Origin of the sequence: Pseudomonas graminis (assembly GCF_900111735.1) — a bacterium.
GTDB classification, from domain to species: domain Bacteria; phylum Pseudomonadota; class Gammaproteobacteria; order Pseudomonadales; family Pseudomonadaceae; genus Aquipseudomonas; species Aquipseudomonas graminis.
On sequence record NZ_FOHW01000098.1, the window covers coordinates 1 to 1020 of the forward strand.

General features: G+C 50.8%; 1 protein-coding gene and 2 pseudogenes. All 3 read left to right on the plus strand.

The genetic code is table 11. The features are described from left to right. Positions 1 to 263 (plus strand): annotated as a pseudogene (locus BMY98_RS26590) (hypothetical protein); the annotation flags it as partial. Positions 264 to 321: 58 nt separating this feature from the next. Then, positions 322 to 792 (plus strand): SMI1/KNR4 family protein, encoded by a 471-nt coding sequence (locus BMY98_RS26595; RefSeq protein WP_074893768.1) that lies wholly within the window; start codon positions 322 to 324, stop codon positions 790 to 792. 52 nt (positions 793 to 844) lie between these two features. Continuing rightward, a pseudogene (locus BMY98_RS28250) lies at positions 845 to 1020 on the plus strand (DUF6531 domain-containing protein); the annotation flags it as partial.

Here is a 1020-nt window from a genome sequence, read left to right on the forward strand (position 1 = left end):
CCAGTCGCTGGTGCCCTTGCAACGTCTGGAAATGCGCTCGGGCATTATCTGCATTTCTCCCGAACGGCCGACGGTACGCTTACCGACATCAGCGCACCCGGCGGCGTGCGGGTGCATTTGAACTACGACAATCCTTTGGACCGCCTAACCTACGTCAAGCGCATAGTGGGCAATGAAGCCGTCGAAACCCTCGTCCAGTATCGTTACACCAACGGGGCCAGTTGGGCGAAGTAATCAACCGCAACGTGGAATCGCGGTCCTTTTAATGCTTGGAAAAACACCTATTTTAAAGAGCTGTCTTTAGATTTTTGAGAGGTGATCATGACTTATATAGATGTTATTGAAAAGGAAATGAATTTGAGCAGTGACGAGCCTGCATTTTCCGGAGGCGCGAGTGATGAAGTTATAGCTGAGTTCGAAAAAGCATTAGGGGGTCAGTTTCCTCCCTCCTATAAGCTGTTCCTTAAAAAATTTGGTGCGTTATCTTTTGGTGGTAACACATATTATGGTATTACCAAAAGCGGGCTCACAGCCGCGGAGGTGCCCTGCGTGTTTTTTGCAACAAAGTTTGCTCGAGATGCGGGAGATGCGGATTCAAAAATGATCGTAGTCAAGGCATCGGGCTACGGTCCTTTATTCTCTATTGATACTTCTCAGCTTAGCCCGTCGGGCGAGGCGGTAGTAGTATTGACGGAGCTGTCTTTTAAGCGAGATGGTGCTAAAGAAGTTATGTACGAAAGTTTTGAAGCGTTTTTCTGCGACACTGTTCGCACCTCAATAGCGGAGCTCTAACTATTCGGAATACGCTTACCGCCGGCGTTATATTTTCTCGGGACAGTCTTCGGGACAGGTTGGCAATCCCGTCGACCTCACAACTGGCCGCAAGCTGTTGCTGGACTCAGGCGAAACCGACTTCGTACTGCCCGGCCTGATGCCGATTGAATGGTCCCGCTTCTATGCCAGCGACCTGACCGTCGACAGCGTGTTGGGTCAGGGCTGGGTCTTGCCCTGGGAGCAGAG